The sequence below is a fragment of the Isoptericola variabilis 225 genome, from assembly GCF_000215105.1.
Lineage (GTDB): Bacteria > Actinomycetota > Actinomycetes > Actinomycetales > Cellulomonadaceae > Isoptericola > Isoptericola variabilis_A.
Genome location: NC_015588.1, coordinates 2,221,328 through 2,247,881, shown reverse-complemented (window position 1 = coordinate 2,247,881; position 26,554 = coordinate 2,221,328). Strand labels below are relative to the sequence as shown.

The window sequence follows — 26,554 nt, the reverse complement described above, 5'->3', positions numbered from 1 at the left end:
CCGACCGCGTCAGCGCGCGACGACGTTGCGCAGCCCCGCAGGGCCCTCGGCGAGGTAGGCGCGCACCTGCTCGGAGACGAACCGCGCGGCCTGCTGCGGCCGCCCGCCCGCGACATGCGGGGTCAGGATGAGGTTCGGCGCGTCCCACAGCGGCGAGTCCTCCGGCAGCGGCTCGACCTCGGTGACGTCGAGCGCGGCGCCCGCGAGCGTGCCGTCGCGCAGCGCCGCGACGAGCGCCTCCTCGTCGACCGTCGCGCCGCGCCCGACGTTGACGAACCGCGCGTGCGACGGCAGCTGGGCGAGCAGCGCGGCGTCGAGCACGTGGTGCGTGTCCGGCGTCGCGGGCAGCAGCGAGATCAGCAGGTCGGTCGCCGGCAGGATCTCGGGCAGCTGCTCGCGCGCGACGACCGGGTAGCCGTACCGCTCGCCCGCCGACGACGCGACGCCCGTGACCCGTGCGCCGAGCGCGGTGAGCAGCGGGGCGAGGCGCGCCGCGATCGAGCCGAAGCCCCAGATCGTCACGCGCGCGCCGTCGAGGGTGTACCGGGACTCGTTCACCGTCTGCTCGCGCGCGAACTCCTGGTCCCAGCGGTGCCGGCGCTGCGCCTGTAGCATGCGGTCGAACCGCCGCGTCACCGCGAGCACGAGCGCGAGCGTGTGCTCGGTGACCGTCGAGTCGTGCAGCCCGCGGCCCGACGCGATCGTCACGTCCGGCCCGAAACCTGCCGCGAGCGCCTGGTCCGGCCCGGCGTTGAGCGTCTGCACCCAGCGCAGGTCCCGCAGGCGGCGGGCCGCGTCCTCGAGCACGCGCGGCGGGCTCGCCCAGGTGACGAGCGCCTCGGCGTCGACGTGCTCCTCGGGGATCGGGTCGCGCATGACGTAGCGCGCGACGTCGACGCCGTCCACGTCGATCTCGAGGTCGAAGGGCACGTTCGAGGGCACGAGGATCTTCACGGTCCGCGACGTTACCCGGTCCGGCGGCGTCCCCGGGATCTGCCACGATGGCGGCATGACCGCTGCCCCTGCCTCGCTCGCCGCCCGGTACGACGCCGTCGTCGTCGGCGGCGGCCACAACGGACTCACGACCGCCGCCTACCTCGCCCGCGCGGGCCGCAGCGTGCTGCTGCTCGAGCGCCTCGACCACGTCGGCGGCGCGTCGGTCTCCGCGCCCGTGTTCGAGGGCGTCGACGCCCGGCTCTCGCGCTACTCCTACCTCGTGTCGCTCATGCCGCGGCAGCTGGTCGACGAGCTCGGCCTGTCGCTCACGCTGCGCCGTCGCCGCTTCTCCTCGTACACGCCGGTCGGCGACGCGGGTCTGCTCGTCGACACGGCGTCCGACGACGGCACGCGCGCGTCCTTCGCCGCGATCGGCGCGCCGGCGTCGGACCACGACGCCTGGCAGCGGTTCTACGGCGCCAAGGCCCGGCTGGCCGAGCGCCTCTTCCCGACCGTGACCGAGCCGCTGCTGTCGGCCAAGGAGGCGCGTGCGCTCGTCGACGACGACGAGGTCTGGCGCGACGTCGTCGAGCGCCCGCTCGGCGAGACCCTGCGGGCACGGTTCGCGGACGACGTCGTGCGCGGCGTCGTCGCGACGGACGGCCTCATCGGCACGTTCGCCGACCTCGACGAGACGTCGCTCGTCCAGAACCGCTGCTTCCTCTACCACGTCGTCGGCGGCGGCACGGGCGACTGGGACGTGCCCGTCGGCGGCATGGGGGCGGTGAGCGGCGCGCTGCGCGACGCGGCGCTCGCGGCCGGCGCGACGATCGTCACCGGCGCCGACGTCACGGCCGTGAGCCCCGGCGCGGGCGGCGCCGAGGTCGCGTGGACCGACGGCGACGGCCGGACGCACGGCGTGAGCGCCGGCGTCGTGGTCGCCGGGTGCGCGCCCGCGACGCTCGACGCCCTGCTCGCCGCCGGGGGCGCCGCGCCGTCGGGCACGGCGACGCCCGACGCCCCGGAGGGCGCCCAGCTCAAGGTCAACATGCTGCTGCGGCGCCTGCCGCGGCTGCGCGGCAGCGTCGACACCGTCGATCCCGTCGCGGCGTTCAGCGGCACGTTCCACGTCAACGAGTCGTTCGACCAGCTCCAGACCGCGTACGCCCAGGCGGCCGCCGGGCAGATCCCCGACCTGCCGCCGTGCGAGATCTACTGCCACTCGCTGACCGACCCGTCGATCCTCGGGGCGTCGCTGCGCGACGCCGGCGCGCAGACCCTCACGCTGTTCGGGCTGCACATGCCGGCGCGGCTGTTCCGCTCGGACAACGACGGCGCGCGGGAGGAGGCGCTCGCGGCGACGCTGCGCTCGCTCGACTCGGTGCTCGCCGAGCCGATCTCCGACGTCTTGCTGCACGACGCCGAGGGCCGCCCGTGCATCGAGGCGCGCACGCCCGTGGACCTCGAGGGCGACGTCGGCCTGCCGGGCGGACACATCTTCCACCGCGACCTGTCGTGGCCGTGGGCCGAGTCCGACGACGAGGCCGGGCGCTGGGGCGTGGAGACCGCGCACGCGCACGTGCTGCTGGGCGGTGCCGGCGCCCGGCGTGGCGGGGGAGTGAGCGGCATCCCCGGGCGTGCGGCCGCCATGGCCGTGCTCGATCGGTGAGCCTCACCCTCCACTTCCGCCCGGACTGGCCGTTCGCGGGTGGCCTGGTCATCGAGGCGATGGCACGCGACGGGCGCTACCGGTCGCAGTTCGAGACCGGCACGTCCAACGGCGGGCTCACCGCGCCTCGGGTCGGCGTACCTGCGCCTGGCGCCGCACGTGCTCGACCGGACGTCGTTCTGCTTCCCGGACAGCGTGTTCGAGCCGACGTCGAGGCGGTGGTGCTCGACCCGTGCCACGCCGACAGCCCGGTCGCGCACGCGGCCGCGCGGCTCGGGTGCGCTGTCGAGCATCATCCGGGGTATCGCGTCGTGACCGCCGACCTCGACGCGGGGTTCCGCGGGCCGGAGCCGGTCGTGCTGGCGCGCTCGCTCGGTACCGTCCTCACGCCGGGCGTCGTGGCGGCCGCGGCGCGCAGCGGAGAGCATGACCCGCAGACCGTCAAGTACGTCTGGCACCTGCTGGCCCGGTTCGGGCGGGGTTGGTCCGCGGTCGTGAAGGCGAACCCGGAGCGGTGACCGCTACACCGTGGTACCGGGCGGCGTCCGCCAGCCGAACGTCATAGGTCACCATCGACTCCAGCTCGTCACCGAGCCGCAGGGCCGTCGCGAGGTGGAGAGCATCCAAGGAGCGCACGATGTCGGGGTCGAGGTGCGCCGCCGCCTCGAAGTCCGCGGTGGTCAATGCGAGGAGGTCGACGGCATCGAGCACCGCGCGGGCCGTGACGGCATGCTCCGGCGCCGCCCGTCGAACTGCCCGGAGCAGCTCGGTGCGGGCGAGATCGCTGGAGACCAGGCGATCGTCGTTCGCATCGACCCACTTCTTGAGCGCGGCCGACTCTGGCTCCCTGACGACGAGTTTCACCAGTGCCGAGGTGTCCAGGTAGTGCACTCTCAGTACCTCTCGGCGTCGCGCATCTCCGCCAGCGATGCGGAGACGTCTCCTGCCGCGGTGGGTGCGGGAAGGTCGCGCATTCGCCGATGGGCGCGGCGCACCTGACCGGTTGCCGTGAGTCGGTCGATCACGGTATCGGCGAGGGCGGACAACTGTGCGACCGGTCGGCCGCGGTCCGTGATGGTGATGACCTCACCTGCCGCTGCCGAGGACACGACGGCAGAGGCGTTCTGCTTCAGCTCTCGGATTCCGACGGTGCTCATGTTCTACAATGTAGCACTGGCGGCACCCGCGGAAACGTCTTCTTGGGCGGCGGCCCAGGCGTAGGCCGGGGCGGTGCCCAGGAGGTCTGCGTGCGTGCCGCGAGCGACGACGGTCGCGGGCTCGTGCGTGGTGCCGTCGGGACGGCCGAGCAGGAGCACCTCGTCGGCGACGTCGAGCGCGGCGAGGCGGTGCGACGCGACGGCGACCGCGCGCCCGGTGCCGCGGGCGTGCTGCGCGAGGGTGCGCACGAGCGCGTCGGCGGTGCCGGCGTCGAGGTGCTCGGCGGGCTCGTCGACGAGCAGGACGGGGGCCGGCGAGAGCAGTGCTCGCGCGACGAGGAGCCGCCGTCGTTCGCCGCCGGAGACGTCGGCAGCCCCGGTACCGAGCTCGGTGTCGAGGCCGTCGGGCAGCGCGTCGAGCCACGTGTCGAGCCCGACGGCGGTGAGCGCCTCGCGCGCCTCGGCCGGGGTGACGTCCGGGCGGGCCACGCGCAGGTTCTCGAGCACCGTGGTGCCGAAGACGTGCCCGTCCTCGGCGACGAACAGCACGTCGCAGGCGCCGGTGACCGTGCCGCCGAGCGGCGGCAGCAGGCCCGCGGCGGTGAGCAGCAGGGTCGTCTTGCCGACGCCGGAGGCGCCCGCCAGGGCGACCACCGACCCGGCCCGCAGGTCGAGGTCCACGCTCGCGACCGCCGTCGTGCCGTCCCACCCGGCGGCCACCCCGTGCAGGCTCAACCCCGCTCCCGAGTTGTCAGGCTCAGGCTGCGGTATACCGCTGCCTGGACCTGACAACTCCGGAACCCTGGGCGAGTTGTCAGCATCACGCTGCGGTATACGCGGGCGTGAGCCTGACAACTCGGGAGAAGGAGCGGAAGAGGAAGGCAGCAGCTCGACCAGGCGGCGGGCGGCCTCGCGCGAGCGGCGCAGCTGCACGGCCGCGGCGGGCAGCACGGTCGTGGCCTCGAACGCCGCGAGCGGCGTGAGCACGACGACGGCGAGCTCGACGGGCGCGAGCGCGCCGGCCAGCGTGGCGGGGACGCCGAGCACGAACGAGCACACCACGGCCAGCAGCTGGGCGCCTGCACCGATCGCCGCGGCCACGGCCCCCGAGCGCGCGCCGTCGTCGGTCGCGGCGGCGAGCCGGGCGTCGGCCGCGCGCAGGCCGGCGAGCCGCGCCTCGAGCCGGCCGGCGACGCGCAGCTGCTGACCGTCCTCGAGCAGCTCGAGCGTGCGCGCCGTGACCTCGGCGCGGGCGGCGGCACCGCGGCGCTCGACCTCCGCGGCCGACCGGGCCGCGAGCCAGGGCGCGACGACGCCCGCGAGCACGAGGCAGGCGAGCAGCGTGAGCCCCGCGGCAGGCAGGAACGCCCCCACGAGCACGACCGACCCGAGCCCGACGACGGCCGCGACACCCGCCGGCACGAGCGCGCGCACGACGACGTCGCCCACGGCGTCGACGTCCGCCCCGACGCGCGCGAGCAGGTCGCCGCGCCGCAGCGCGACGACGCCCGTGACCGGCCCGCGGGCCAGCGCGTCGTAGAGGTTGGCGCGCAGGGCGGCCATGCCGCGCAGCGCGACGTCGTGCGACGCGAGCCGCTCGAGGTAGCGGAACACGCCGCGCCCGATGCCGAACGCGCGCACGCTCACGACCGCGACGGACAGCTGCAGCACCGGCGGCATCTGCGACGCGCGCGCGATGAGCCACGCCGACACCGCGGCCAGGCCCACCGAGGAGCCGAGCGCGAGCGCGCCGAGCGCGACCGCCCGCACCACGCGGCTCCACCGGACCTCGAGCAGCGGCAGGACCTGCCGCAGGGGGTCATGCGGTCGCACGGGCCACCTCCCGGGAGTCGACGTCGACCACCTGGTCGGCGAGGGCGAGCAGCGAGGCACGGTGGGCGATCACGACGACGGTGCGTCCGGCGTCACGCCAGGCGCGCACGGTGTCGAGCACGACCTGCTCGCCGCGGGCGTCGAGGTGGGCGGTCGGCTCGTCGAGCACGACGAGGGGACGGTCGCCGCCGGACAGCAGGGCGGCCGTGAGCGCGACGCGCTGGCGCTGACCCACGCTCAGCCCGACGCCGCCGAGCCCCACCGGGGTGGACCACCCGTCGGGCAGGGCGGCGACGACGTCGTCGAGGCCGGTCGTCCGCGCGGCGGCGACGAGTGCGGTGTCGGGCACGTCGCGGCCGTCCGTGACGACGTCGCGCAGCGTGCCGGGCGGCAGCGACGGGCGCTGCGGCACCCACGTCACCTGCGACCACCACCACTCGGGGTCGACGTCGGCGAGGTCCACGGAGGACGAGGGCAGCTCGAGCAGGACGCGTCCCGCGTCGGGACGCAGCAGGCCGAGCAGCACGAGCGCCGTCGTCGACTTGCCCGCGCCGCTCGGTCCGCGCAGCGCGACGACGCGGCCCCCGCCCGGCCGGCCGGTACCGAGCGGGATGCGGGCGCTGAGGCCCGACGGCGCCTCGACCCCACGCTCGCCCGCCCGGACGGTCACGCCGTCGAGCACCACGGCACGAGCGGTGTGAGCGGACCTTCGGCCCGTCTCGATCCCGGTTCGTGGGCCAGAAGTCCGCTCGCAGCGGGAGGGCAGCGGGGTCTCGAGGACGGCGAACGCGCGCTCGGCGGCGGCGAGCCCGTCGGTCGAGGCGTGGAACTCCGCGCCCACGCGCCGCAGCGGCAGGTACACCTCGGGCGCGAGCACCAGCACCGCGATCGCCGGGACCAGCTCCATGCCGCCGTGCACGAGCCGCAGCCCGACGCCCACGGCCACGATCGCCACGGACAGCGTCGTGAGCAGCTCGAGCACCATGCCCGAGAGGAACGCCACGCGCAGCGTGCCCATCGTCGCCCGGCGCGACGCGTCGCCGAGCGCCCGCACGCGCGCGCCCGGACCGACCTCGCGCCCGAACGCCCGCAGCGTCGGCAGCCCGGCGAGCAGGTCGAGGACCTGCGCGCCGAGCCGCTCGATCGTGCGCAGCCGCCGCTCGGACGTGCCCGCCGTCATGACGCCGACGAGCCACATGAACAGGGGCACGAGCGGGATCGTCCCGGCGAGGATGACGGCCGAGACCCAGTCGAGCCCGAGCACGACGAGCACGAGCGTGGGCGTCACGAGCGCGGTGAGCAGGAGCTGCGGCAGGTAGCGCACGAGGTACGGCTCGAGGTCGTCGAGCCCGCGCGTGGCGAGCGTCGCGACGGCGGCGGGGTCGCCGGCGCCCGACGTGTCCGACCGGCCCGACGGGCGTGGCCCGAGCGCGACCGCGTGCGCGACCACCTGCTCGCGCAGCTCGCCCACGACGCGCGGGGCCGCGCGCTGGGCGAACCGCTCCTGCGCCCAGGCGACGCCGGCGCGCAGGACCGCGACGAGCGCCAGCACGCCGACCCAGCGCCACACGGGCCCGAGCGCCGGCGTGGTGCCCGCGCTCGTCGCGGTCACGACCGGCCCGAGGGCGTGCGCGATGGCGAACGCCTGCACGACGACGAGGGCGGCCGCGGCCGCGCCGAGCACCGCGGTGAGCACCACGTAGGTGCGCGCGGCGCGGGCGCGGCGCAGCAGGCGGGGATCGAGAGGCTTCACGGGCGGGTGCCGGCGCTCAGAACGCCGCCTCCTTGATCTTCTGCCAGGTGAGTCCCGCGGGGGCGGGGATGTGGTCGGTCGTGAGCCGCTTGCGGAAGACCCAGTACGTCCACGCCTGGTAGGCGATGACGAGCGGGGTGAGGAAGACCGCCACCCAGGTCATCACGCGCAGCGTGTACGGGGTCGAGGAGGCCTCGGCGATCGTCAGCGACTCGCCGCCGTCGAGACCCGGCATGACGTCGGGGTACATCGAGCCGAAGACGAGCACGACGGCGGCGACGATCGCGACGGCGGACAGCGTGAACGCCCAGCCCTCGCGCCCGGCGCGGTTCGTCACGACGACGCCGAGCAGCGCGGCGGCGGCGACCGCGACCGCACCCCACGTCCAGGCGGCCGAGTACGCGACCTGGGCCCACACCGCCCAGCCGCCCGCGACGGCGGCCGCGACCACCGAGAGCACCTGCGCGTGGCCACGCGCCCGGACCCGAAGCTCGCCGTCGGTCTTGAGCGCGACGAACACGGCGCCGTGCAGGAGGAAGAGCGTGAGCGTCGTCAGGCCGCCGAGCAGCGCGAACGGGTTGAGCAGCGCCCAGAACCCTCCCACGTACTGGTGGTCGGCGTCGAGCAGCACCCCGCGCACCAGGTTGGCGAACGCGACGCCCCACAGGAACGCCGGCACCCACGAGCCGACCTGGATCGCGAGGTCGCAGCGCCGTGCCCAGCCGGCGTCGGCGATCTTGCCCCGGTACTCGAACGCGATGCCGCGCACGATGAGCGCGACGAGGATGAGCAGCAGCGGTAGGTAGAAGCCCGAGAACAGCGTCGCGTACCACTCGGGGAACGCGGCGAACGTCGCGCCGCCCGCGGTGAGCAGCCACACCTCGTTGCCGTCCCACACGGGCCCGATCGTGTTGACCAGCACGCGGCGCTCCTTCTCGCGCCGCTCCGCGTCGCCGCGGGGCAGGATCGACATCAGCATGCCGACGCCGAAGTCGAAGCCCTCGAGCACGAGGTAGCCGGTCCAGAGGACGGCGATGATGACGAACCACAGGACCGCGAGGTCGAGGGAAAGGTCCATGGCGATGGTCTCCCGTTTCTCGGCGCGCTCAGTACGCGAAGGACAGGGGGCGGTCGGCGTCGTCGTCCTCGGCGCGCGCCTCGGGGGACACGTCGTGCACGACGTCGGGCACTCCCTCGACGGCGTACCGGTGCATGAGCCGGAACCAGACGACGGCGAGCACGCTGTAGACGAGCGTGAACGTGAGCATCGAGGTGAGGATCATGCCGGGGGAGACGGCCGTGGAGACTCCGCGCTCGGTGAGCAGGCGGATCTGGTCGATGCCGGTCGGGTTCGGGGCCACGACCCACGGCTGGCGCCCGACCTCGGTGAAGATCCAGCCGAACGACGACGCGAGGAACGGTGCCGGGATCGCGACGAGCGCGAGGCGCGACAGCCAGAGGTTCCCGCTCACCCGGCCCTTGCGCGTGAGCCAGAGGGCCGCGAGCGCGAGGGCGGCCGAGAACCCGGCGAGCCCGATCATGAGACGGAACGACCAGTACGTGATCTCGAGCGGAGGGGTGTAGGTGACGGGCTCGCCCGCGAGCGTGACGTCGCCGTACCGCTCGGTGTAGGCCTCCTGGACGTCGTGCACGCCCGGCAGGTAGGACTCCGGGCCGGAGAAGTGGCCCGTGCCCAGGTAGCTCGCCAGGCCCGGCACCGTGATGAGGTGGCGCACGCCCTCGCAGCCGGCGCCGAGGTCGCCGATCGTGAGGATCGAGAACGCGGCGGACTCCTCGCCCTCGCACAGCGCCTCGGCCGACGCCATCTTGCCGGGCTGCTGCTCGAACATGAGCTTGCCCTGCACGTCGCCCGAGATGCCGACCCCCACGCCCGCGACGAGCATCGTCACGACGCCGACCAGGACCGCGGGCCGGTAGACCTCCCGGGCGGCCGCGACGTCGTCGGGCCGGCCCCGGCGCACGAGGCGCACCATCCACCAGGTCGCGATCGCGGCGACGAACGTCCCGGCGGTGAGGAACGCCGCACTGATGGTGTGCGGGAACGCGGCCCACAGCGTGTTGTTGGTCAGGACCTCGCCGATCGAGGACATCTCCGCGCGCCCCGTCTCGGGGTTGTAGACCGCGCCGACGGGGTGCTGCATCCACGAGTTCGCGGCGAGGATGAAGAACGCCGAGACGTTGGTCGCGATCGCGAGCGCCCAGATGCTCGCGAGGTGCACCTTCTTCGAGACGCGGTCCCAGCCGAAGATCCACACGCCCAGGAAGATCGACTCCACGAAGAACGCGGCGAGCGCCTCCATCGCGAGCGGGGCGCCGAAGACGTCGCCGACGAAGCGGGAGTACTCGCTCCAGGTCATGCCGAACTGGAACTCCTGCACGATGCCGGTCACGACGCCGATCGCGAAGTTGATGAGCAGGAGCTTGCCGAAGAACTTGGTCAGGCGCAGCCAGCGCTCGTTCTTGGTGACGACCCACGCGGTCTGCATGCCCGCCACGAGGGGCGCCAGGCCGATCGTGAGCGGCACGAAGATGAAGTGGTAGACGGTCGTGATGGCGAACTGCCATCGCGCCAGGGCGAGTGCGTCCACGTGGTCTCCATGGTCCGGAGGGCAGGGCGAGGCGCTCGTGAAGATTTTCACGAACTGTCGTGAAGTCTTTCACAAGCGCCACCGTGCGCGCCACGCCGAAGGGCCTCGTGGACGTGTGACGCTCGCGACGCCCGGACAGTGCGATACTGGACGGCAGGCCGCCGGGACCACATCGCCCGGGCGGCCCCGAGCCGCAGCACCTGCTCCGAACGCGGTGCCGGCCCCCGGGCATGAAGGGGTCCGGTGGCCAGGCGTCCGCGAAGAGCGGGTCATGCAGCCGAGACCGAGACTTCCGTCCGGGGCGCGCGCCACGCAGCGCCGCAGCCCGCGACGACGACCGCCCGGCGGCCGCAGGTGTGGGGCGGTCCCGCCGGGGGCAGGAGCGTATCCGTGACGTCCGACACCACCGCCGGTACCGATAGCGCCGGGAACGGCCAGGGCACCCCGAAGCGTCGCCGCCGCGCGACCCGTCCGACCGCCGCACCGTCCACGACGGCGGCACCCGAGACCTTCGGCATCGTCCTCCCGACCCGGTCCGACGCCGGCGCCCCCGAGGCGCAGCCCGCGCCGGCCGCGCCGCCGGTCCCCGAGCAGCCCGCGCCCGCGGCACCGTCCGTCGACGAGCCGGCGGCCGGCGCGGCCGCCGAGCCGCCCGCGGCCCCGGCCAAGCGCTCGCGCCGGGCCACCCGTCCCACGGCGGCGGCCGCCTCGCTCGACGACATCGTCCTTCCCGAGCGCGGGCCCGCGACCCCCGCGACGCAGCCCGAGACGGCGGCCGCCGGGGGAGTGCGCTCGCTCGACGACATCGTGCTCCCCGAGGGCCCGACGCCGGAGGCCAGCGCCGAGAAGCCCGCCCCCACCAAGGCGACCCGCACCCGCCGCGCGAAGGCCGCCCCCGCCGAGGAGGCGCCCGAGAAGGCCGAGAAGCCCGCGCGGCGCTCGCGGTCCGCCGCAGCGAAGGCCGCCGCCGAGGAGCCGGCCGCGGAGCCGCCGGCGGCGCCGGATGCCGCGCCGGAGCCCGCGCCGGCCGCGGAGAAGCCGCGCCGGAAGGCGGCGCGCAGCCGCAAGTCCGCGACGACCGCGGAGCAGCCCGAGCCCGCCCAGCCCGCCGCCGAGCCGGCGGCAGAGCCCGCCGCCGCCGAGGCGGCCAGCCCCGAGGCCACGGCGCCCGCGTCGCCCGCCGCCACGGGGCGCGGCTCCGCGACCCCGCGCCTCGCCACGACCGCGCTGCTGTTCCAGGCGCCGGACCTGTCGGCCGCGCGCCGGCCGCGTCGCGCCCAGGCGCCCGCGGGTCCGCCGCGCCCGCACGACGAGACGGGCGCCGAGGCCGGCACCGGCCGCGCCGAGGCTCCGCGGGCCGTGGAGCAGGCCGAGCCGCAGGAGCGCCCGCGGCCGGAGGCCGCCGTCGAGCCCGCCGCCGAGCGGCCCGCCGCGCAGCCGGAGGAGCCGCAGGTCGAGCTCACCGAGGACGACGCCGCGGCCGTCGAGGAGGTCGGGGCGATCGAGGACGAGCTCCTCGCGGAGGGTGTAGAGCTCGTCGACCTCGGGCCCGAGGACCTCGTCCAGGACGAGGGCGACGAGGAGGACATCCGTCCGCGCCGCCGTCGCCGTCGCGGGGGCCGAGGCCGCCGGGGCGGGCGCCGCGTCGAGGGCGACGAGTCGCCCGACGACACGGGCGCCTCCGACTCCGCCGTCGAGGACGAGCTCGAGCCCGACGAGGACGAGGACGAGGAGGCCGGCGAGGCCGAGGTCGACGGCGAGGGCGAGGGCACCGAGTCGTCGAGCCGTCGTCGCCGTCGCCGCCGTCGTGGCAGCCGCAGCGAGCGTGCCGAGGCCGCCGCCGCGCGCGCCCGGGACAAGGGCGCCTCCGACGAGGTGACCGCGCTCAAGGGCTCGACGCGCCTCGAGGCCAAGCGTCAGCGCCGCCGCGAGGGCCGCGACGCCGGCCGCCGCCGCCAGATCATCACCGAGGCCGAGTTCCTCGCGCGCCGCGAGTCGGTCACGCGCTCGATGGTCGTGCGCGAGAAGGACGGGCGCACGCAGATCGCCGTGCTCGAGGACGGCGTGCTCGTCGAGCACTACGTCTCGCAGCAGTCGCAGTCGTCGATGGTGGGCAACGTCTACCTCGGCCGCGTGCAGAACGTGCTGCCCAGCATGGAGGCCGCGTTCGTCGACATCGGCAAGGGCCGCAACGCCGTCCTGTACGCCGGCGAGGTCAACTGGGACGCCGCGGGCCTCGAGGGTCAGCCGCGCCGCATCGAGGAGGCTCTGAAGTCGGGCGACTCGGTGCTCGTGCAGGTCACCAAGGACCCGATCGGGCACAAGGGCGCCCGGCTGACGTCGCAGGTCACGCTCGCGGGCCGCTACCTCGTGTTCGTGCCCGGCGGCGGCATGACCGGCATCAGCCGCAAGCTGCCCGACACCGAGCGCAACCGCCTCAAGAAGATCCTGCGCGACATCGTGCCCGACGGCGCGGGCGTCATCGTCCGCACCGCGGCCGAGGGCGCGAGCGAGGCCGAGCTGCGCGCCGACGTCGAGCGCCTGCAGGGTCAGTGGGAGGCCATCTCGGCCAAGGCCGAGCGGTCGACGACGTCGGCTCCCGCGCTGCTGCAGGGCGAGCCCGACCTCGCGATCCGCGTGGTCCGCGACATCTTCAACGACGACTTCTCGTCGCTCGTCGTCCAGGGCGACGGCGCGTGGCAGGAGATCTCCCAGTACGTCGAGGAGCTCGCGCCCGACCTGCGCGAGCGCGTCTCGCGGTGGGCGGGCACGGGCGACGTGTTCTCCGCGCACCGCATCGACGAGCAGCTCGCCAAGGGCATGGACCGCAAGGTCTGGCTGCCGTCGGGCGGCTCGCTCGTGATCGACCGCACCGAGGCCATGACGGTCATCGACGTCAACACCGGCAAGTTCACCGGCGCGGGCGGCACGCTCGAGGAGACCGTCACGCGGAACAACCTCGAGGCGGCCGAGGAGATCGTGCGCCAGCTCCGGCTGCGCGACATCGGCGGCATCATCGTCATCGACTTCATCGACATGGTGCTCGAGTCGAACCGCGACCTCGTGCTGCGCCGCCTCGTCGAGTGCCTCGGCCGCGACCGGACGAAGCACCAGGTCGCCGAGGTGACGTCCCTCGGCCTCGTCCAGATGACGCGCAAGCGCGTGGGCCAGGGACTCGTCGAGGCGTTCTCCGAGACGTGCGAGCACTGCAAGGGCCGCGGCTTCATCGTGCACAGCGAGCCGATCGAGCGCGCGGGCGCCCAGCAGCAGGGCGAGGGCGACGGCAGCTCCAAGCGGTCGCGGCGCAAGCGCGGCGGCAAGTCCGCCGAGCCGGCCGTCCACACCGACGTGCCCAAGCTCCCCGACGACAAGTCCGAGGCCCGCGCGGCCGTCAAGGCCACGCTCGCGACGATCGCGGCGGCCGCCGCGCACGCCCACGAGCACGAGCACGAGCACCGGGCCGCGACGGCGTCGCCCGACGCCGGCGCCTCGCCCGACGAGGTCCCGTCGCCCGACAGCGCGGCCTCGCCGCCGGCCGAGCCGGTCGCGACGTCGGTCGAGGCCGCGGCGACGCCCGTCGAGCCCGTCGAGACGCCGGAGCCCGCCGAGCTGCCCGAGCCCGCCGGCGCGGAGCCGGCGGCGTCCAAAGGAGCCGGAGCCGACGGGGCTCCTGAGCAGACTCCTGCGGCGGCTGAGGACGCGCTGAGCGACGGCGACTGACTGCCGACCTGGTCCGTCGGTGCTTGACTGGCCGCCATGACGGACGAGCCGGGTGCGGGACGCCTCGAGGTCGTGGCCGGGCCGATGTTCGCCGGCAAGACCGAGGAGCTCGTGCGGCGCGTGCACCGCGCGCGGATCGCGGGCCGCGGCGTCGTCGTCGTCGCGCACGCGCTTGACACCCGCAGCGGGCCGGGCCGCGTGGCGTCGCACTCGGGGCTCGAGGTCCCCTCGAGCACGGTCGCGGCGGCGTCCGAGATCCCGCGGCTCGTCGAGTTCGGCACGCGGATGGTCGCGGTCGACGAGGCCCAGTTCTTCGGGCCGGGGCTGGTCGACGTCGCCGTCGGGCTCGCCGACGCGGGGCTGGTGGTCGTCGTCGCGGGGCTGTCCGTCACCTTCGACGGGCGGCCGTTCGAGCCGCTGCCGGCCCTCATGGCCGTGGCCGAGTCGGTCACCAAGCTCACCGCCGTGTGCGCGGTGTGCGGCCGTGACGCGGCTTACCACGTGCGGCTGCCCGACGGCGGCACCCCGGCGGGCGACGCGCTCACGCCGGTCGCCGAGCACGTCGGCGGCACCGAGTCCTACCAGGCCCGCTGCCGCCTCCACCGCTGAGACTCGGGCCCCTGCGGCCAGTTCGGCTGGCCAACGTCGGACCTCGTGAGCGGCCGGGCGCTGCAGTTCGCGAGCCGGTTGGTGAGGACGGAAGGAGCGACCCTGGTGGGACGCGAACGTGCGGGCACGGGCATCCAGTTCTGGGAGCTGATCGCGCTCACGGGTGGTCGGATCGACGAGGAGGCCCTCGCGCCGTTGGTCGAGGCGCTCGCAGGCCTCTCGGAACATGACATGGTCAGCTTCGCCGACGAGTTTCGCGCAGCGTTCGCGGCGCTCGACACCCCGGCGCACGCAGGCCAGCCGGTCCACGACACCCATGACGACCCCGCAGGTCCGGCGATCCCGATGTCGGACGACGTCTTTCGTGACGCTCGTTGTGCGGTCGTGAGCGCCGGGTACGAGACCTGGACATCGGTCGTCGAGCACCCGGAGGCTCTGGCAGCCACACCCTGGCAGCTGGCGGAAGGAGCCGAATTCCTCGCCGTCGTCGAGCACGCCTACGAGCGTGCGACGGGCGAAGTCCTCGAGCTGGACCCCGCACCTGAGTGGGACCACCCGAGCTGGATGAGCATCGGCGCAGGGCACGACGTGGGCGTCCGCGCATCAGCCGCCCATGACTGGGCGTCGGTGGCGATCGCCGACGCGCTGAACGCCGACCCAGCCTGGCGTGCGTGGTGGTCGAAGGCACCCAGGGAGAAGCTCTGGCTGTTTCCGCTCCTGACCACCGATCGTGCTGAGCTGGCGCGCGGCACGCGACTTCGCCGCCGTCGGGCGTCGGTCGATCTCGAGCTGGCGATCGACGCTGCGCCGCTCGACGCCGCAGCCCGCCAGGCACGCGCAGACCTCGCAGTGCGGCACACGACCGAGATGCTGGCCGAGGTGGGCAGCAGGCTGCGGCTCGGACCCCTTCCGCCGGTACCCGTGCTCCCGCCTGTTCCCGACGACCTGCCAAGGCCTGCCCCCGACTCGCCGTCGCTCGACGAGCTGCGCGAGGTCATCCTCGGCATGGGGATGAGCGAGGTCGACGTCGACGCGCTCATGGAGGATATGAACCCGGCAGCGTTCCTCCCGCCCGACGAGTAGGCCGCGGCGGGCCTCGCCGGCGCTCAGTAGCCGCGCAGGGTGCGGCGCATCGGGCAGTCGAACGGGTCGCGCGCGGCCAGGCCCACGCGGTTGAGGTACCCGACCACGATCGCGTACGAGCGCACGAGGCTCGTCTCGGTGTAGGGAAGGCCGAGCTCGGCGCAGTGCTCGCGCACGATGAGCCGCGCACGGGCCAGGTGCGGGCGGGGCATGCTCGGGAAGAGGTGGTGCTCGATCTGGTGGTTGAGCCCGCCCATGAGCACGCTCATCGGCCCGCCGCCGCGGATGTTGCGCGAGGTCAGCACCTGCTTGGACAGGAAGTCCAGCTTGCTGCCCTCCGGGATCATCGCCATGCCCTTGTGGTTGGGCGCGAACGACGCGCCCATGTACACGCCGAAGACGGCGAGCTGCACGCCGAGGAACGCGAACGCGAGCCCGAGCGGCAGGAACCAGAACAGCACCGTCACGTAGGCGGCGAGCCGCACGGCGATCGTCACGAGCTCGCGCACGCGCACGGGCCGGTCGGCGCGCGTCCCGACGAGCAGCGAGCGCACCGACGTCACGTGCAGGTTGAGGCCCTCGAGCGTGAGCAGCGGGAAGAACAGCCAGCCCTGGTACCGCGTGACCAGCGCGAGCAGGCCGCGGTGCTCGCGGGCGCCCTCCTCGGTGAACACGATCGTGTCGTTCGCGACGTCGGGGTCCTTGCCCACGTGGTTGGGGTTGGCGTGGTGCCGCGTGTGCTTGGTCATCCACCACGAGTAGCTGATGCCGACGACGGCGTTGGCCAGCAGGCGCCCGACGCGGTCGTTGACCGGTCCCGAGGCGAACACCTGCCGGTGGGAGGCCTCGTGCGCGAGGAACGCGAGCTGCGTCAGCACCACGCCCAGGCCCGCCGCGACGAGCAGCTGGAACCACGAGTCCCCGAGCAGGACGAACGCCGTGACCAGCCCGCCGAGCACGACCGCCAGCGCGGCGGCCGTGGCGAGGTAGTAGCCGTAGGTCCGCCGCAGCAGACCTGCCTCGCGCACCGCACGGGACAGGGTGCTGTACGAGCTGGTGAACGGTGCGGCCGCGACGCGCTCGGCGGCGGGGCTCGTCGGGACGGTGGCAGTGGACATGCATGCCTCGCTGGGGGTCGGTGCTCGACTTCCCAGCCGAGGGGGTGGGCGGGGTGCCCGGTCGTTCGGATGACCCGAGCCTACGGGACCGTAGGTTGACTCGCTCGGGGCACTCGTGAACGCCCCGCGAAGACCGTGGGTGGGGTCTCAGTCCTCGACCAGCGGGACGAACGAGTACGTCCCGTGCTCGCTCGTGCGCACGCGTCCGTCGTCGGACCGCTCGACCAGCACCATCGCGTGCCGCACGGGGATGACCATGCGTCCGCCGGGCGCGACCTGGTCCACGAGCTCGTCGGGGAGGCGGTCCGCGGCCGCGGAGACGAGGACGCGGTCCCACCCGCCCGGGCGCGGCGCGCCCAGCACGCCCGGGGTCGCCTCGACGACCCGCGCCCACGGCATGCCGGCGCGCTCGACGTTCGCCGCGCCCCACGCGGCGAGCTCCTGGTGCCGCTCGACGCCGAGCACCTCGCCGTCCGGCCCGACGAGGTGCGCGAGCAGCGCCGTCGTCCACCCCGATCCCGCGCCGACGTCGAGCACGTGCGCCCCCCGGGGCACGTCGAGCAGGCGCAGCATCGCCGAGACGGTCGACGGCTGCGAGCAGGTCTGGCCCTGCCCGATGTCGAGCGGGCGGTCCTCGCCGGCGTGCCGGTGCCGCGCGTCGGGCAGGAACCCGCGCCGGTCGACGGCGCGCAGCGCGGCCGTGACCACGTCGTCGACGCCGCCGGATCCCGTGGGGAGGCGGGTGGCCCTCATCCGACCATCGTGACCCCGTCTGGCGAGCGTCACCGCTCGGGGCGATGCTCGTAGGGACCGGCCGGCGCGTCCGGGCGCCGGCCACGACGATCGGAGGACGGCATGGCAGGGACGGTCGCACGCGTCACGGAGATCACCGCGCGCTCCGACACGAGCTTCGAGGACGCCATCCGGGTGGGCCTCAACCGCGCGAGCGCGACGGTGCGCAACATCACGGGCGCGTGGGTCAAGGAGCAGAAGGTCGAGGTGTCCGACGGCAACATCGTCGCCTGGCAGGTCGACCTGCAGGTGACGTTCGTCCTCGACGACTGATGCCGGACGCGCCGAGGGCCCGGCCACCTGCAGCGGCAGGTGTCCGGGCCCTCGGTGCGCGCGCGGTCAGCGCGCCCGGGTGAGCTCGGGCGAGCCGTCGGGCGCCGCGTCGTCGGCCACGACGTCCTCCGCGGCGGCGTCGCCCGCGGTGGTCGACGCCGCGACCTCCTCGGGCTGGTACCACTCGGTGAGCGCGGGGTCGTCGGTGTCGAGCCACGCGCCAGCGCCCTGGTCGTGCTCGGTCGGCACGACGCCCACGACGAAGTCGTCGCCGTGCTCCTCGATGCCCGTGCGCACGCCCTGGACGAGCGCCTCGCGGGCGTAGCGGCGGCGCAGGGTGAGCGGGTCGCGGTTCAGGTCCTTGGTCCAGGCGACCATGATCGTCATCAGCACGAACGCGAACGGCAGCGCGGTGATGATCACGAGGCTCTGCAGGCCCGCCAGGGCGACGGAGCCGCCCGCGACGAGCAGGACGCTCGCGATCGCGGCGAGCGCGACGCCCCACGTGATCGTGGTCCAGCGGCTCGGCGTCGGGTTGCCCCGCTGGGACAGCCCGGCCATGACGATCGAGGCCGAGTCGGCGCTGGTCACGAAGAAGATGATGATCGAGACCATGGCCGCGAGCGAGGTGAACGTGCCGGCCGGCAGCTGCGCGAGCAGCGCGAACAGCATGTCCTGCGGCGAGGCCGCCGAGCTGAGCGCACCGCTGACCTGCTCGGTCCACATCGACGTGCCGCCCAGCACCGTGAACCACACGAGGCACACGACGCTCGGCACGACGATCACGGTGGTGACGAACTCGCGCAGCGTGCGCCCGCGGCTGATGCGCGCGATGAACAGGCCGACGAAGGGCGTCCACGAGACCCACCAGGCCCAGTAGTAGGTGGTCCAGCCGTCCATGAACGCCTGGGCGTCCGGGGCCGTGGCGGCGCTCTGGGCCATGAGCGTGAAGAACTGGCCCACGAACGTCATGACCGTGCCCTGGAGCAGGTTGAGGATCAGCACGGTCGGGCCGACGACGAAGACGAACACGCCGAGCAGGCCGGCGACGACCATGTTGACGTTCGACAGCGCGCGGATGCCGCGCTTGACGCCCGAGACGGCCGAGAGGATGAACGCCACGGCCAGGACCGCGATGATGCCGACGATCGCGCCGTTGGCGAGCGGGCCGACGCCGCCGACGATCTCGACGCCGCGGCCGATCTGCAGCGCGCCGATGCCGAGCGAGACGGCGGTGCCGAACAGCGTCACGATGATCGCGAACGAGTCGACGACCGCGCCGAGCGGGCCCTCGGTGCGCTTGCCGAAGATCGGCTCGAGCAGGGACGAGATGAGCGGGCTGCGCCCCTTGCGGTATGCGGCGTAGGCGACCGCGCCGCCGACGAGCGCGTAGTAGGCCCAGGCGACCGGGCCCCAGTGGAAGATCGTCTGCGCGAGCGCGGCGTGCATCGCGGGGTTCGAGCCGGGCTCGGTGCCCTCGAACGCCGGTGGCAGGTCGAGGAAGTACGTCATCGGCTCGTACGGGCCGTAGAACAGCAGCCCGATGCCGATGCCGGCCGAGAAGAGCATCGCGACCCACGAGACGGTCGAGAACTCCGGTTTCTCGTCGTCCTGGCCGAGGCGGATGTTGCGGTGGCGGCCGAAGCCGAGCCACATCATGTAGCCGAAGACGACGGCCGTCAGCAGCCCGAACATCCACCCGAAGGAGCCGGACACCCAGCCCAGGCCCGCGGCTGAGGCGGCCGCCAGGCTGTCGGGCCCGACGACGCCCCACGCGATGACGCCCACGACGAGCGCGGCGGCGAGGGCGAAGACCCACCAGTTGGTGGAGAAGGTGGTCCGGGTGCGCTCGACGCCGATGCCCGGGAGCAGCGCGGGGTGGACGCCCTCGGCGGTGCTCGGGTCGGTGACCTCGCGGATCACGCGCTCGGCGGAGCCTGCGACCCGGCGGTGGCCGGGCTGGTGATGTCGGTACTCGGAGCTGCCTGAAGTACTGCGTGTCGTGCGCGCCATGGCGGCGGGATCCTCTCGCAGCGGACAAAAGCAGTCCAACACTTTACCAGAAGGCGATTTCCGAGTGACCTGCACCATAAGAACAGCGCGCGCACGCGCGTACGCGCGAGGGGCCGGCGTCGGGCGCGGCCGCCCGCGTGCCCGACGTCACGCGCGCGCGGGCCGGGGGCCGTTTGATCGACGCGCGGGCGTCGCGTAGTCTTGTGGGTCGGCGCGCCCGCAGCGTGCCTGTCCCGTGTGCCCACGGCGCACCGCACTCGACCGCCGCGGCGGCCCGAGTTCCAGACCAAGCCGGTGACCGACGTCGTGCGAGCACGCCAAGACCAGGAGAGATGAGCAGCAACATGGTGTACGCGATCGTCAAGGCCGGTGGCCGTCAGGAAAAGGTGTCCGTCGGGGACATCGTCGTCATGGACCGTCTCGACGCCAAGGCCGGTGACACCGTCGAGCTGCTCCCCATCCTGCTCGTGGACGGGGAGAAGGTGACGACCGACGCCGAGAAGCTCGCGAAGGTCAAGGTCACCGCCGAGGTCGTCCGGGACCAGAAGGGCCCGAAGATCACGATCCTCAAGTACAAGAACAAGACCGGCTACCGCAAGCGCCAGGGTCACCGCCAGCAGCTGACCCGCCTCAAGGTCACCGGCATCAAGTGACTTCCCGCCCGGGGCCCGGCCCCGGCAGCGGCGAACACTCCTCGTTCTTCGAAAGCAGGTTCTGAAAGATGGCACACAAGAAGGGCGCGAGCTCCTCGCGCAACGGTCGTGACTCGAACGCCAAGTCCCTCGGCGTGAAGCGGTTCGGTGGCCAGGTCGTCAAGGCCGGCGAGATCCTCGTCCGCCAGCGCGGCACCCACTTCCACCCGGGCGAGAACGTCGGCCGCGGTGGCGACGACACGCTGTTCGCGCTGACCGCCGGCTCGGTGGCCTTCGCGACGCGTCGTGGCCGCAAGGTCGTCGACATCGTCGCGGCCGAGGTCTGAGCCGTAGCGCAGCAGTCTTCAGCACGAGGGGCGCACCGTCGCGGTGCGCCCCTCGTGCTGTCCCCACCTTCCGCCTGAGAGAGGATCGGACCATGGCCAGCTTCGTCGATCGCGTGGTGCTGCACGCCGCAGGCGGTGACGGCGGGCACGGTGTCGCCTCGATCCGCCGCGAGAAGTTCAAGCCCCTCGCCGGCCCCGACGGCGGCAACGGCGGCGACGGCGGCAGCGTGAAGCTCGTCGTCGACCCGTCGACGACGACCCTGCTCGAGTACCACCACTCGCCGCACCGGCGCGCCGGCAACGGCACCCAGGGCATGGGCGACGACCGCGACGGCGCCAAGGGCGAGGACCTCGTGCTGCGCGTCCCGGACGGCACCGTCGTCAAGTCCCCCGACGGCACCGTCCTGGCCGACCTCGTCGGCGCGGGCGCCGAGTACGTCGTCGCGCGCGGCGGCCGCGGCGGGCTGGGCAACCGGGCGCTCGCGTCGCCCAGGCGCAAGGCGCCGGGCTTCGCGCTGCTCGGCGAGCCGGGCGAGCAGGCCGACGTCGTGCTCGAGCTCAAGACGATCGCCGACGTCGCGCTCGTCGGTTACCCGAGCGCCGGCAAGTCGTCGCTCGTCGCGGCGATCTCGGCCGCGCGGCCCAAGATCGCCGACTACCCGTTCACCACGCTCGTGCCGAACCTCGGCGTGGTCCAGGCCGGCGACGTGCGGTACACCGTGGCCGACGTGCCGGGCCTCATCCCGGGCGCGAGCGAGGGCAAGGGCCTCGGCCTGGAGTTCCTGCGCCACATCGAGCGCACCGCCGTCATCGTGCACGTGCTCGACTGCGCGACGCTCGAGCCCGGCCGTGACCCGGTCAGCGACCTCGACGTCATCGAGGCCGAGCTGGCGGCGTACGCGGGCGACCTCGAGATCTCCGGCGGCCGCGTCCCGCTGTCCGAGCGCCCGCGGCTCGTCGTGCTCAACAAGATCGACGTGCCCGAGGCGCGCGAGCTCGCCGAGATGGTGCGCCCCGAGCTCGAGGCGCGCGGGCTGCGCGTCTTCGAGGTCTCGACGGCGTCGCACGCGGGCCTGCGCCCGCTCACGTTCGCGCTCGGCGAGCTGGTCGAGCGGGCCCGCGCGGCCGCCCCGCCGCCCGAGCCCGCCCGCATCGTGCTGCGGCCCAAGGCCGTCGACGAGTCGGGCTTCACCGTCACGCGCCGCACCGACGGCTCGACGGGCGACGTGTTCTTCGAGGTGCGCGGCGCCAAGCCCGAGCGCTGGGTCCGCCAGACCGACTTCAACAACGACGAGGCCGTCGGCTTCCTCGCCGACCGCCTGGCGAAGCTCGGCGTCGAGGACAAGCTCTTCGAGGCCGGCGCCGTCGCGGGCGACGAGGTGCGCATCGGCGACCCGCGCGACGCCGTCGTCTTCGACTGGGAGCCGACGCTCACGACCGGTCCCGAGCTGCTCGGCGCGCGCGGCACCGACCTGCGCTTCGAGGAGAGTCACCGCCCGACCCGCGCCCAGAAGCGCAAGGAGCACACCGAGCGCATGGACGCCAAGGCCGAGGCGCGCCGCGAGCTGTGGACCGAGCGCGAGGCCGGCCACTGGACCGACCCCGACGCCGAGTAGACCCCACCGCGAGATAGCGATCCGTCGACGGTTCGGGGCCCGAACCGCGGCGACCGGCCGCTATCCGGGCGACGGATCGCTATCTCGGCGATCCGCGCGAAGATGGGCACCGTGAACGCCACCACCCGGGCCAGCCTGCGCCACGCGCACCGCGTCGTCGTCAAGATCGGGTCATCGTCGCTCACGGGCCCGGACGGCCACCTCGACCTGGAGGCGCTGCGTGCGCTCGTGGCCGTGCTCGCGGCCCGACGCGCGGACGGCGGCCAGGTGGTGCTCGTCACCTCGGGCGCCGTGGCGGCGGGCATCGGCCCGCTCGGGCTCACCGCGCGGCCCCGGGACCTCGCGACCATGCAGGCCGCGGCCATGCTCGGGCAAGGCCAGCTCGTCGCCCGGTACACCGAGGCGTTCGCGGAGCACGGGCTGCGGGTCGGGCAGGTGCTGCTCACCGCCGAGGACACCGTGCGCCGGGTGCGGTACCGCAACGCGCAGCGCTCGCTCGACAAGCTGCTCGCGCTCGGCGTCGTGCCGGTCGTCAACGAGAACGACGCCGTCACCACGGACGAGCTGCGCTTCGGCGACAACGACCGCCTCGCCGCGCTCGTGTCCCACCTCGTGCGCGCCGACGCCATGGTGCTGCTCACCGACGTCGACGGGCTGCACGACGCCGCGCCGTCGCGCCCGGGCGCCCGGCGCATCCCCACGGTGACGGACCTCGCCGAGGTCGCCGGCGTCGAGGTCACCGCGCGCGGCAGCGCGGTCGGCACGGGCGGCATGGTCACCAAGCTCGAGTCGGTGCGCATCGCGACCGGCTCGGGCGTGCCCGTCGTGCTCACCAAGGCCGAGAACGCGGCCGCGGCGCTCGCGGGCGAGGACGTGGGCACGTTCTTCGCCGCCACCGGCCGACGCGCGTCGGCGCGCCGGCTGTGGATCGCGCACGCGGCACGGTCGCAGGGGCGCCTGCACCTCGACGCCGGCGCGGCCCGGGCGGTGCTCGGCGGTCGCGCGTCGCTCCTGCCGGCCGGCATCACGCGCGTCGAGGGCCAGTTCGACGCCGGCGACCCGGTCGAGCTCGTCGCGCCCGACGGCGCGGTGGTCGCGCGCGGGCTCGTCGCGTTCGACTCCAGCGAGCTGCCGGCGCTGCTGGGCCGCTCGACGTACGAGCTGCGCGAGGAGCTGGGGGAGGGGTACGACCGCGAGGTCGTGCACCGCGACGACCTCGTGCTCGAGCAGGCCGTCGCGCGCCCCTGACCCGGCGTCGACCCTGCGTCGACCCCGCGTCGACCCGCGCGTTAGCCTGCCTCGGCGGCCGCCTCGTCGACGTCCTCCTCGAGCCGGCGGCCGCGCAGCTCGACAAGCATCGCCGAGCCGGCCATCGCCAGCAGGAACGCGGCCGCGAAGACGGTGAAGACGCCGGCCGTGCCGATCTGGTCCCGCAGCGGGAGCACCACGAGCGGCGCCGTGATCGACGCGAGGCGACCGAACGCCGTCGCCGCGCCCGCACCCGTGGCGCGGACCGGAGTCGGGTAGCTCTCGGGCGTGACGGCGTACAGGGCGCCCCAGGCGCCGAGGTTGAAGAACGACAGCGCGATCCCGGCCGCCAGGATCGCCGGCACCGAGCCGGCCAGCCCGAACGCGACCGCCGAGACGGCCGAGCCGCCGAGGAACGTGAGCAGCACCGCGCGGCGGCCCCACGCCTCGATGAGCCACGCGGCGACCGCGTACCCGGGCAGCTGGGCGAGCGTGATGATCAGCGTGTAGCCGAACGAGCGGACCATGCTGAATCCGTCCTCGACGAGGATCGTCGGGATCCACGTGAAGGCGCCGTAGTAGGCGAAGTTCACGCCGAACCAGGTGAGCCAGAGCGCGACGGTGCGGCGGCGCAGGGCGGCGGTGAACAGCGCGCGGACCGGCACGCGCGGGGCGTGCTCGCGAGCGGCCGGTCCGTGCTCCTCGGCGGCGGGCGGCGCGGCCGAGGGCGCGGCGACCCCCGCCGAGCGCTCGAACGCGCGCACCGCGGCCTCGGCGTCGTCGTGCCGGCCCTGGCGCTCGAGGAAGCGCACGGACTCCGGCAGCCGTGCCCGCACGTACAGGGCGTACAGCGCCGGGACGACGCCGATGGCGAACGCCCAGCGCCACCCGTCGTCGGAGGACGGCACGAGCAGCAGGCCGACGACGGCCGCGGCGATCCAGCCGACGGCCCAGAACGACTCGAGCACGACGACGACCCGCCCGCGGATGCGCGCGGGCGAGTACTCGCTCACGAGCGTCGAGGCCACGGGCAGCTCGGCACCCAGGCCGAGCCCGACGACGAACCGCAGCGCGAGAAGCGCCGCTACGCCCGCGGCGAGGGCGGACGCGCCGGTCGCCAGGCCGTAGACGAGGAGCGTGAGCGCGAAGACCGAGCGCCGTCCGATCCGGTCCGCGAGGAGGCCGCCGAGCGCCGCCCCCACGGCCATGCCGACGAACCCGATCGACGCCAGCAGGGACCGCTCGCCGGTGGTCAGCGACCACTGCTCGGCGATCGCCACGAGCACGAACGACATGATGCCGACGTCCATCGCGTCGAGCGCCCAGCCGATGCCGGACCCGACGAGCAGCCGGCGGTGGGCGCGCGTGAACGGTAGCCGGTCGAGCCGCTCGGTGCGGGTGGCGGCGGGTGCCGGCGCGGAGGATGTCATCGTCGGTGGTCCTTCCTGCGCCCGGACGTGGTCGCCGCGGCATCGTAGCGGGCCGCCTGCCCGAGGGCCGGAACGGCCTGTCCACCACGCGGTCGGCGTCGTAGTCTCGGGAGCATGTCCACCACGTTCCCCGAGACCCGGTCCGCCGCGGGCGCCGACGTGCCCGACGACGTCACCGCGGCCGTGCACGACGTCGCACGCCGCGCGAAGGTCGCCTCGCGGGCGCTCGCGACGGCGTCGCGCGCGACGAAGGACGCCGCTCTGCACGCGATCGCGGACGCCCTGGTCGACGCGGCCGACGAGATCGTCGAGGCGAACGCCGACGACGTCGAGCGGGGGCGCGCCGACGGGATGACCCCCGGGCTGCTCGACCGGCTCACGCTCACGCCCGCGCGCGTGGGCTCGATCGCCGACGCGCTGCGCGAGCTCGCGGCGCTGCCGGACCCGGTGGGGGAGGTCGTGCGCGGCCAGACGCTGCCCAACGGGCTGCGCGTGCGGCAGCTGCGCGTGCCCATGGGCGTGGTCGGGATGATCTACGAGGCGCGCCCCAACGTCACGGTCGACGCCGCGGGCCTGGGGCTGAAGTCCGGCAACGCCGTGATCCTGCGCGGCGGGAGCGCCGCGGCGGCGTCGAACACCGTCATCACGGGCGTCATGCGCCGCGCGCTCGAGGCGCAGGGGCTGCCGGGCGACCTCGTGCAGTCGATCGACGCGTACGGGCGTCCCGGCAGCGTCGCCCTCATGCGCGCCCGCGGGCTCGTCGACGTGCTCATCCCGCGCGGCGGGGCCGACCTCATCCGCACCGTCGTCGAGCAGTCGCAGGTGCCGGTCATCGAGACGGGCGTCGGCAACGTGCACGTGTACGTCGACGCGTCGGCCGACGTCGCGACCGCCGTCGAGATCGTCATGAACGCCAAGACGCAGCGCGTGGGCGTGTGCAACGCGGCCGAGACGCTGCTCGTGCACAAGGACGCCGCGCCGGCGTTCCTGCCGGCGGCGCTCGCGGCGCTGTCCGGCGCCGGCGTCGTCCTGCACGGCGACGCGGCGTCCTCGGCGTTCGCGCCCGAGAGCGTCGAGGTCGTGCCCGCCGTCGACGCCGACTGGGCGACCGAGTACCTGGCCCTCGAGCTCGCGGTGCGCGTCGTCGACTCGGTCGACGAGGCGATCGAGCACATCCGCACGTGGTCCTCGGGCCACACCGAGGCGATCGTGACGAACGACCTGCGCGCGGCCGACCGCTTCGTCGCGGAGATCGACTCGGCGGCGATCATGGTCAACGCCTCGACCCGGTTCACCGACGGCGGCCAGCTCGGCCTCGGGGCCGAGATCGGCATCTCGACGCAGAAGCTGCACGCGCGCGGGCCCATGGGCCTGGCGGAGCTCACGACGACCAAGTGGGTCGTGCAGGGCGACGGTCACGTGCGTCCCTGAGGGGTGCTGAGGGATAGCGCGGCGGCCGTGAGAGACTGGGGCCCGCGGTCCTGCGCCCGGCGCCCGACCGCACCGCAGGACCCGCAGAGCAACGACCCGCGCAGGAGGAGAACCCGTGCTGCACACCGCCGTCCAGATCGCCCAGGAGGCCACCGAGCAGGCTCCGACGGGCGCCTTCGAGCTCTCGCCCGTCGTCCTCGGCGTCCTCGCGTTCGGCGCGCTGGTCGCCATGCTCCTGGTGACCTACGCCTTCCGCAACGTCGGTTCCCGCCACTGACCGCGTCC

23 protein-coding genes are annotated in these 26,554 nt (G+C 74.3%); 12 read left to right on the top strand and 11 right to left on the bottom strand.

The genetic code is table 11. The annotated features are described in order from the left end of the window. Positions 1–9: 9 nt before the first annotated feature. Complete coding sequence (locus tag ISOVA_RS10485; RefSeq protein ID WP_013839204.1) at positions 10–954, bottom strand: phosphoglycerate dehydrogenase; 945 nt, start codon at positions 952–954, stop codon at positions 10–12. A gap of 55 nt (positions 955–1,009) precedes the next feature. Here ISOVA_RS10485 and ISOVA_RS10480 point away from each other — a divergent pair, with 55 nt between their 5' ends. Both ISOVA_RS10480 and ISOVA_RS17665 read left to right on the top strand, forming a co-directional pair. Beyond that, complete coding sequence (locus ISOVA_RS10480) at positions 1,010–2,605, top strand: phytoene desaturase family protein (RefSeq protein ID WP_013839203.1); 1,596 nt, start codon at positions 1,010–1,012, stop codon at positions 2,603–2,605. Further along, a complete protein-coding gene (locus ISOVA_RS17665) occupies positions 2,602–3,123 on the top strand; it encodes a DUF3626 domain-containing protein (RefSeq protein ID WP_041294854.1) in 522 nt (173 codons plus the stop codon). Before ISOVA_RS10480 ends, ISOVA_RS17665 begins: the two co-directional genes overlap by 4 nt. Here ISOVA_RS17665 and ISOVA_RS16125 read toward each other — a convergent pair. From ISOVA_RS16125 to ISOVA_RS10450, 6 genes are read right to left on the bottom strand one after another with little or no spacing between them, the layout of a single operon-like run. Further along, positions 3,047–3,496 (bottom strand): type II toxin-antitoxin system VapC family toxin, encoded by a 450-nt coding sequence (locus ISOVA_RS16125; protein ID WP_013839202.1) that lies wholly within the window; start codon positions 3,494–3,496, stop codon positions 3,047–3,049. The two genes, ISOVA_RS17665 and ISOVA_RS16125, sit on opposite strands and share 77 nt — an antisense overlap. 2 nt (positions 3,497–3,498) lie before the next feature. Then, positions 3,499–3,762 (bottom strand): type II toxin-antitoxin system Phd/YefM family antitoxin, encoded by a 264-nt coding sequence (locus ISOVA_RS16120; RefSeq protein ID WP_013839201.1) that lies wholly within the window; start codon positions 3,760–3,762, stop codon positions 3,499–3,501. A 3-nt stretch (positions 3,763–3,765) separates the two neighbouring features. Continuing rightward, positions 3,766–5,595, bottom strand: coding sequence for a thiol reductant ABC exporter subunit CydC (gene cydC / locus ISOVA_RS10465; RefSeq protein ID WP_013839200.1), 1,830 nt, complete (start codon positions 5,593–5,595; stop codon positions 3,766–3,768). Further along, complete coding sequence (gene cydD, locus ISOVA_RS10460) at positions 5,582–7,348, bottom strand: thiol reductant ABC exporter subunit CydD (protein ID WP_013839199.1); 1,767 nt, start codon at positions 7,346–7,348, stop codon at positions 5,582–5,584. Before cydD ends, cydC begins: the two co-directional genes overlap by 14 nt. A 16-nt stretch (positions 7,349–7,364) precedes the next feature. Further along, positions 7,365–8,426 carry a cytochrome d ubiquinol oxidase subunit II gene (gene cydB / locus ISOVA_RS10455; protein WP_013839198.1) on the bottom strand — a complete coding sequence of 354 codons (1,062 nt, stop codon included), beginning with the start codon at positions 8,424–8,426 and terminating at the stop codon, positions 7,365–7,367. A 28-nt stretch (positions 8,427–8,454) separates the two neighbouring features. Beyond that, entirely contained in the window at positions 8,455–9,957 is a 1,503-nt protein-coding gene (locus tag ISOVA_RS10450; protein WP_013839197.1) for a cytochrome ubiquinol oxidase subunit I, read from the bottom strand. A gap of 390 nt (positions 9,958–10,347) precedes the next feature. Here ISOVA_RS10450 and ISOVA_RS10445 point away from each other — a divergent pair, with 390 nt between their 5' ends. The 3 genes from ISOVA_RS10445 (at position 10,348) to ISOVA_RS10435 (ending at position 15,369) form a co-directional block, all read left to right on the top strand. Continuing rightward, complete coding sequence (locus ISOVA_RS10445; RefSeq protein ID WP_013839196.1) at positions 10,348–13,677, top strand: Rne/Rng family ribonuclease; 3,330 nt, start codon at positions 10,348–10,350, stop codon at positions 13,675–13,677. 36 nt (positions 13,678–13,713) lie between these two features. Next, positions 13,714–14,286 (top strand): thymidine kinase, encoded by a 573-nt coding sequence (locus ISOVA_RS10440; protein ID WP_013839195.1) that lies wholly within the window; start codon positions 13,714–13,716, stop codon positions 14,284–14,286. A gap of 105 nt (positions 14,287–14,391) precedes the next feature. Continuing rightward, on the top strand, positions 14,392–15,369 hold the full coding sequence (locus ISOVA_RS10435) for a DUF4240 domain-containing protein (protein WP_013839194.1): 978 nt from the start codon (positions 14,392–14,394) through the stop codon (positions 15,367–15,369). A gap of 23 nt (positions 15,370–15,392) precedes the next feature. On the opposite strand, the gene ISOVA_RS10430 is transcribed toward ISOVA_RS10435, so the two are convergent. Then, positions 15,393–16,487, bottom strand: coding sequence for a fatty acid desaturase family protein (locus tag ISOVA_RS10430; RefSeq protein ID WP_013839193.1), 1,095 nt, complete (start codon positions 16,485–16,487; stop codon positions 15,393–15,395). Between the two features lie 147 nt (positions 16,488–16,634). After that, on the bottom strand, positions 16,635–17,240 hold the full coding sequence (locus ISOVA_RS10425) for a protein-L-isoaspartate O-methyltransferase family protein (protein WP_013839192.1): 606 nt from the start codon (positions 17,238–17,240) through the stop codon (positions 16,635–16,637). A gap of 102 nt (positions 17,241–17,342) precedes the next feature. Between ISOVA_RS10425 and ISOVA_RS10420 the strand changes: the two genes are divergently transcribed. Next, positions 17,343–17,552 carry a dodecin family protein gene (locus ISOVA_RS10420; protein ID WP_013839191.1) on the top strand — a complete coding sequence of 70 codons (210 nt, stop codon included), beginning with the start codon at positions 17,343–17,345 and terminating at the stop codon, positions 17,550–17,552. Between the two features lie 66 nt (positions 17,553–17,618). On the opposite strand, the gene ISOVA_RS10415 is transcribed toward ISOVA_RS10420, so the two are convergent. Next, the gene (locus tag ISOVA_RS10415) at positions 17,619–19,565 is read right to left on the bottom strand and encodes a BCCT family transporter (RefSeq protein ID WP_013839190.1); all 1,947 of its coding nucleotides are present in this window, start codon (positions 19,563–19,565) and stop codon (positions 17,619–17,621) included. A 332-nt stretch (positions 19,566–19,897) separates the two neighbouring features. Between ISOVA_RS10415 and rplU the strand changes: the two genes are divergently transcribed. The 4 genes from rplU to proB all read left to right on the top strand — a co-directional run bounded on the left by rplU (position 19,898) and on the right by proB (position 23,408). Beyond that, the gene (gene rplU, locus ISOVA_RS10410) at positions 19,898–20,218 is read left to right on the top strand and encodes a 50S ribosomal protein L21 (RefSeq protein WP_041294851.1); all 321 of its coding nucleotides are present in this window, start codon (positions 19,898–19,900) and stop codon (positions 20,216–20,218) included. Positions 20,219–20,286: 68 nt separating this feature from the next. Continuing rightward, a complete protein-coding gene (rpmA, locus tag ISOVA_RS10405; RefSeq protein WP_013839188.1) occupies positions 20,287–20,544 on the top strand; it encodes a 50S ribosomal protein L27 in 258 nt (85 codons plus the stop codon). A 92-nt stretch (positions 20,545–20,636) separates the two neighbouring features. Beyond that, positions 20,637–22,160, top strand: coding sequence for a GTPase ObgE (obgE, locus tag ISOVA_RS10400; protein ID WP_013839187.1), 1,524 nt, complete (start codon positions 20,637–20,639; stop codon positions 22,158–22,160). A 102-nt stretch (positions 22,161–22,262) separates the two neighbouring features. Next, complete coding sequence (gene proB, locus ISOVA_RS10395) at positions 22,263–23,408, top strand: glutamate 5-kinase (protein ID WP_013839186.1); 1,146 nt, start codon at positions 22,263–22,265, stop codon at positions 23,406–23,408. 41 nt (positions 23,409–23,449) lie between these two features. Here the strand turns inward: proB and ISOVA_RS10390 are convergent, their stop codons facing one another. Beyond that, entirely contained in the window at positions 23,450–24,838 is a 1,389-nt protein-coding gene (locus ISOVA_RS10390; protein WP_013839185.1) for an MFS transporter, read from the bottom strand. 114 nt (positions 24,839–24,952) lie between these two features. Between ISOVA_RS10390 and ISOVA_RS10385 the strand changes: the two genes are divergently transcribed. After that, entirely contained in the window at positions 24,953–26,269 is a 1,317-nt protein-coding gene (locus ISOVA_RS10385; protein WP_013839184.1) for a glutamate-5-semialdehyde dehydrogenase, read from the top strand. Positions 26,270–26,384: 115 nt separating this feature from the next. After that, positions 26,385–26,546 carry a hypothetical protein gene (locus tag ISOVA_RS16780; protein WP_013839183.1) on the top strand — a complete coding sequence of 54 codons (162 nt, stop codon included), beginning with the start codon at positions 26,385–26,387 and terminating at the stop codon, positions 26,544–26,546. Positions 26,547–26,554 lie beyond the last annotated feature (8 nt).